Raw genomic sequence first — 6,554 nt, 5'->3', positions numbered from 1 at the left:
ATCACACAGTCGCCGAAATCCGCAAAAATGTTCAGCAGTTTATGGACGAGATCATGAAATATCCCTTGTCCATCATCGATCGTCTTTGTGTTAGATTCTAAGTGATTCAATAATTCAACTTATATAGACAGACATTAGGACAGTCAGAAAATCCAAAGCTTAAATTGTTAATTGACGGAAACGTGGTTACATTTGAAAACAATAGCTGGTCAAGTTCCTATGAGAAAATTGAAATCTTTAATTCAAAATTTATATATGATAATTTATATACAGGAGAGAGTGTTGAAACCGGACATCAAAAGAATCTACATTCCTTCATAATAGGTTCAACAGGTGTGGAATTAACAAGAGATATTATAGATATTGATTCATTGATAAAAAATATTGGTACTCAAATTACAAATCAAAAAAATGAAATTGCTTCAAAAATTAATGGCTACGATTTTGACGAATTTATTGCACTCATTAATTCTGAAAATATTGATAGTACTATAAAACAAATTGAAAAAGACATTGAGATTCAAAGTCGAAAAGATCAAATTGCCAAGAAACAAGAGCTAGATTTAATTCAAATTACTTTACCTAAATTTGAGGTTTTGGGTGAACTACTGGGTCAAAGCTATGCTAATATTTCGAAACTTGCTGAAGAAAAAATTCGTGTACATGCATCAGAGAACTGCAATGGGAAAATACATAAATTTATTCAAGAAGGTCTAAAAGTCTACAACGGGAAAACCTGCCCATTTTGTGGACAAAATGCTACGGCGAATGAGTTATTAAAATATTACCAAGATTATTTCAACTTGGCTTATCAAGAATATCGTGAGAGAATTAACAGTTCTTTGAAAGATATTGCTGGCTCGATTGAAAATCAGAGATTTGCTGGGATTAACTTGACTGATTCGAAAAATCAACAGTTACATGAGTATTGGCAGGAGATTATTTCTGAGTTACCTCATTTAGAAAAAAATGTACAGTTTATTCATGATAATTTGCAAAAAGTTGAAGCTTATATAATTGCTGATATTTCACTAAAAAAAGAAAATATACTCGATTCTTTACAAGCAAACAAGGAAATTGAGTTTTTTTTAGATCAGGTTGTAGAGGAGTTGGCTAAGTATAACTTAGCAGTGAAGAAAATTAATGAACAAATTAAGATTCAAAAAGAGAACGCCAAACAGGGAAATCTTTCTGTACTGACACAAAAAAAGAAAGAGTCGGAACTAACTAAATTAAGGCATAATGATGAAACCGTAATCGCAATGTGTATAAATTATAAATATCTTAATGAAGAAAAAAAAAGATTGGCTAATGAAAAAATCCTTAAACGAAAAGCACTTGACCAATATTGTGATGCTTTTATGAGTGAATTTAAGGATGAGCTAAATAAACAATTAGAAAGGTTTGGGGCGGGATATCGTATCATGAGTTCTGTATTAGATTACAAAGGGGGACAACCTAAAGTAGACTATAAGCTAGAAATTAATAGATGTGAAGTACCACTTAGAGCATCAAAAAGTTATGTTCCAAGTTTTAAAAATACTTTAAGCGAAGGGGATAAGACAACCCTCGCATTTGCATTCTTTGTTTGTAAATTGAAAAAATCACCAGATATTTCCGAGAAAATCATCGTAGTTGACGATCCTATAACCAGCCTTGATTTTTTCAGAATTACCCAGACTGTAGCAGAATTAAATAGGTTGGCGGTTAAGGCAAGACAAACATTTTTGTTTACACATAACGAAATCTTAGCGAAAAAATTTTACGATGTAGCTATAAAAAATAACTATGATTTTTATGAGCTTGAAATAAAAGCAAGCTGCCTGAGAAGACTAGATATTGACAGTATCACTAGTATTGATTATTTTAAAAACTATTCAATATTGGATAATTATTTAAATGGTTCCTATGATGGTGAGGAAATATCTGTAGCCAGGTGCGTAAGACCTTTATTGGAGGGATACTTGCGGGTAAGGTTTCCTAAAGATTTCAAGTCTGATAAATGGCTGGGGGATTTTATAGGAATCATTAGACAGTCAAACAACGTCACACTATCGAACTTGTTTACTGAATTAGATGATTTAAATGAATACTCAAAAAGGTTTCATCATGAAGATGGTGGAGTGGAGCCAATAGATTCCAATGAGTTAAGAGGTTTTGTATCAAGAACCTTAAATTTCTTAAGCATCTAACAGAATAAATGGTATTCAAGAGAGTGTCCTTCAACGGATGCTCTCTCTTGATATAGATATCTGTAAGAGCTGATTCCCTGAACTCAGTGCAGCCGGGTATTTTACGTTGAAGGGAGGAAATACGATGATCAAGGTAACCGAACTAGCCAATCAAAAGGGCGGTGTCGGTAAGGCGGCAACAGTAGTGGATTTGGGTCTTGGTTTAGCTCAGGAAGACAAGTGAGTGCTGTTAGTGGACGCAGATGCGTAAGGGAATTTGACTAATTCCTAGGCTATCGAGAGCGGATAGTATTCCTGTTTCATAGGCTACGCTGCCTGTAAAAACGATGATGGAGGAAGTCTACAAGACACAGGAAGGGATTTCCCCCACCATTTTTGTTAAACTAACCCTAAGCAATACTTTTACACAAATACGCAACGAGCTGATGCCCCATGACAACTCACAAAGGAATCAATAGATTTGCGAAGTAGAAGTCGGCGTATTGCTGTAACATGAACTTAACCCGTTGAATTGTCCTTATTCGAAGTAGCTTTCGACAGAGCTAAGTGGAAAGAATAAACTTGTCTCCCTTTCTATTGGGTGTAGCTAATTATTGACCCACACGTACCTGTCATTGATGGGATGTTTGTGTGAATCAATTATTATGGCTTAAGCTTGAATATGCCAAGATAACGGCTATTGCATGGAATTCTTTTCTTAGGAAGCGAGTGGATATAAGGGGGAGGTGCGAATATCTTTTTGCCACTCTCACGAAAATGATGTTCTATAATAGATATTTATCGTAAGCTGGACTAATGCTAAAATCCATATTTTGTCGGGAACTTTGTTTACGTTAATTTTGATTACCGATGCCTAAATGAATGCTAATATTAGCTGAATTCTAACCAATGGGGTATCGTGGTATGAGTAAGATTATATTGACTAAAGGAGATATAAAAGCCTTATGAATCTATTCGTCGTCGGGGATGTACATGGCTGTCTTCATACGTTTACAGGGCTTCTTGACCGACATTGGAATCCTGATAAGGAGCGACTCGTCCAACTAGGGGATTTAATCGACCGTGGAAACGATACGCCGGGAACGCTACTTTTGGCTAAGGAACTGAGAAAGCGGTATGGCGCGAACGCGGTTTTTCTCAAGGGCAACCATGAATACGAGTTTTCACAACACATAGAGAATGGCCCTAACGAATATTGGCTTCCGCAATGTGGCTTTGAAACGCTGGATCAGCTTAGGTCCGCTAACATGGAGCTGCAGGAGGTATCAGAATGGATTAATGAGCTTCCGCTCGTTTGGGAGAACGAGCATGTACTGATAAGTCATGCTGGTATTGCAGATCAGGCAGAGTTCCCATTTGAAGAAGGAAATGAGTTAGGCGTGCTTTGGAATCGCACACCGTTGAAAAATATTGGCAGACTTCAAATTATCGGTCACACCCCATGCAAGTCTGGCCGTCCTGAGTATGAGGAGGCGTCTCATTCGTGGAATATTGATACCGGAGCTTACCGGAAAGTCGCAATGAGTGCTATTCGAGTCACCTCGCTAGGTGAAGTGCTCGAGATTGTTCAGTTTAATGTCGATCCTAGAGATGTGAGTGAAAAGGATTAAGATCGCGTAATGACTATGCTTACTGCACTAACGCTTCAAAGTCGACACGAAAAGACACCAAAGTTGGTTCAACCGGGTGATCAGAGCGTAAATCATATTGCCGATGTACGTCCTCTTTAAGCTGTAATCTGAAGACAGCAATCAATAGTCGTGCGGAGCGTCTTTTTGACCCTAAGACCCGATTCATGGTTGTTAACGAGGCAGATTGCCGACATTGAATATTATACATGGGTGGAGTTCTATAATAAGATTATTCATTCTGCTCAAGCAAAAAATTTAAATATTTTAAATTAATTTCAAAAAGAACAAGATTTTCGAGGTATTCGCTTTATCCTTCAAAGCTGACTTAAGTTCCTGAATCGTCTCCGTGAACAGCCTGAGTCGTGACCAGCTTATTCTCCTTGATGAATGCTCGTAGTTGCTCTTTTGTCCATAGTACCGTTCTCCCCAACCTTTCCTACTACTTTCATTTTAGTAGGTTTTGGAGTATACACTAACTATTTTACAGACTCATTTTTTATTTCTTGGGATTTCCTCACCCTTTTGGGTAAAATAACGCTAAGCTTTATTTTACCTAAATTTCTACAACGAAAAGAGGTGATGCCCCATGACAACGAACCGCAAGCCCAATAGATTAATCGCCGTGAAATCGCCCTATTTGCTTCAACATGCTTATAATCCAGTGAACTGGTACGCGTGGAGTGAAGAAGCGTTTGATGAAGCGAGACGAGAAAATAAGCCTATTTTCTTATCTGTTGGGTATAGCTGACGTTGGTGACCTACACGTACCTGTCATTGGTGCCATGTTATGGCTCATGAGTCGTTCGAAGATGAAGAGGTCGCTGCCATTCTGAATGAGCATTATGTGTCCATCAAAGTGGACCGCGAGGAGCGACCTGACGTCGACCATATTTATATGGCGGTATGTCAGGCGATGAGCGGTCAGGGAGGGTGGCCGCTTACCATTATAATGACACCGGATAAGAAGCCTTTCTTTGCAGGCACCTATTATCCGAAGCAACGCAAATATGGTCGTTACGGCTTGATGGACATCCTGCCGCAGATTGCCAAGCAATGGGAGGAGGACGACGAGCGGGTAGCGGACATTGGCGAACAGATTGTCAAGGAAGTCGAGAAGCAGATGCTTTCCAACCTGTCAGGTGAGGTGTCGGAGGCAACACTTGACAAAGCTTACGCTCATTATGAACAGACGTTTGATGCGGAAAATGGCGGGTTCGGTGGCGCTCCTAAGTTTCCGACATCGCACAATTTGTCTTTCCTGCTACGCTACTATTACCGTACAGGGAAGGAAAGAGCGCTCCAAATGGTGGAGAAGTCGCTTCAATCCATGTATCGCGGCGGGATGTATGATCATGTAGGATTCGGTTTTTGCAGATACTCGGTTGATGAGAAATGGCTCGTTCCTCATTTTGAGAAAATGCTGTACGATAATGCGTTGCTGTCATGGAGCTATCTCGAGGCCTTCCAGCTGACAGGGAAGCCGGAGTATGCCCAGGCCGCCGAGCAAATTTTTACGTATGTAATGAGGGATATGACGCATCCGGAAGGAGGCTTCTATTCCGCGGAAGATGCTGATTCGGAAGGGCATGAGGGCAAATTCTATGTGTGGGAGCCTGATGAAGTCATCGAGGTATTGGGTGCTGAAGACGGAGAGCTATACTGCGATCTGTATGATATCACCATAGAAGGAAACTTCGAAGGTCACAATATTCCGAATTTGATCGGGCAAGATCTTGAAGCCTTTGCTAAAGCAAGAGACTTGAACCCTGACCAGCTGCGTGAACGGATGGAAGTGTGCCGTGCCAAGCTATTTGATTATCGGGAGCATAGAGTGCATCCTGGGAAAGACGACAAAATTTTGACGTCCTGGAACGGGCTGATGATTATGGCGATGGCAAAAGGGTACCGAACGCTGGGGCGGGAGGAGTACTTGCAGGCGGCTCGCAAAGCCGCGGATTTCATCATAGTCAACCTGAGGCAAGCGGATGGGCGGCTGCTAGCCCGGTACCGGGACGGCGAAGCTGCTTTTTCTGGTTACGTGGATGATTATGCTTTCCTTGTATGGGGTTTCATTGATTTGTATGAGGCGTCCTTCGAACTAGATTACTTGCAACTTGCACTTGAACTGAATCAGCAGATGCTTGATCTGTTCTGGGACGAGGGCAACGGTGGACTTTACTTTTATGGCCATGACAGCGAGGAGTTATTTACACGCAATAAAGAGATTTACGACGGTGCGCAGCCTTCAGGCAACTCGGTAGCGGCGATGAACTTGCTCAAGTTGGCAAAGCTGACCGGTGATGCGCGTCTGGCACAGATAGCAGAACGGCAGCTGGAAGCATTTGCAGGCGCTGTGGATCAGTATCCGACAGGTCATTCCATGTTTCTCATCGCTTTGGATTATGCTTACAGTCCTCCGTGTGAAATTGTTATTTGCGGCGATCCGGATGATGAAGCAACCGCACAAATGATTGCTGTGGCAAGCAACGGCTTTCAGCCTCATGCTACAGTACTGTTGGTACCGGACGGGAAGGAAGGGGATCGAGTCAGGGAACTGATTCCGCTCGTTCAGGAGAAAGTTCAGCTTGGCGGAAAGCCAACGGCTTATGTATGCGAGAACTTCTCGTGTCAGTCGCCGACCAATGAGGTTGGGGAGCTGCAGGATAAGCTGCAGTCTTTGTAGTTAAGTCGGTGTCGGCTGAAACATGCGAAATAGTCCCTGTTCTGATGC

At 41.3% G+C, this 6,554-nt stretch carries 3 protein-coding genes and 1 pseudogene; all 4 read left to right on the top strand.

The window, feature by feature from the left end:
• Positions 1 to 182: 182 nt before the first annotated feature.
• The 4 genes and pseudogenes from M3650_RS27465 to M3650_RS27450 all read left to right on the top strand — a co-directional run bounded on the left by M3650_RS27465 (position 183) and on the right by M3650_RS27450 (position 6,506).
• Complete coding sequence (locus M3650_RS27465; protein ID WP_251579371.1) at positions 183 to 2,192, top strand: AAA family ATPase; 2,010 nt, start codon at positions 183 to 185, stop codon at positions 2,190 to 2,192.
• A gap of 124 nt (positions 2,193 to 2,316) precedes the next feature.
• Positions 2,317 to 2,415, top strand: coding sequence for an AAA family ATPase (locus M3650_RS27460; protein ID WP_019420535.1), 99 nt, complete (start codon positions 2,317 to 2,319; stop codon positions 2,413 to 2,415).
• Between the two features lie 721 nt (positions 2,416 to 3,136).
• Positions 3,137 to 3,802, top strand: a complete 666-nt coding sequence (locus tag M3650_RS27455; RefSeq protein ID WP_251579370.1) for a metallophosphoesterase family protein — start codon at positions 3,137 to 3,139, stop codon at positions 3,800 to 3,802.
• A 607-nt stretch (positions 3,803 to 4,409) separates the two neighbouring features.
• Positions 4,410 to 6,506, top strand: a pseudogene (locus M3650_RS27450) (thioredoxin domain-containing protein).
• Positions 6,507 to 6,554: the final 48 nt, after the last annotated feature.

Source organism: Paenibacillus sp. MER TA 81-3 (assembly GCF_023713585.1).
Lineage (GTDB): Bacteria > Bacillota > Bacilli > Paenibacillales > Paenibacillaceae > Paenibacillus_B > Paenibacillus_B profundus.
The sequence above is the reverse complement of the archived record's forward strand: the minus strand, read 5'-3'. Positions and strand labels throughout refer to the sequence as shown.

Coding starts and splice junctions, on each gene's coding strand:
- M3650_RS27455 (WP_251579370.1), top strand. CDS start 3,137: ATGAATCTATTCGTCGTCGGGGATGTACATGGCTGTCTTCATACGTTT.
- M3650_RS27460 (WP_019420535.1), top strand. CDS start 2,317: ATGATCAAGGTAACCGAACTAGCCAATCAAAAGGGCGGTGTCGGTAAG.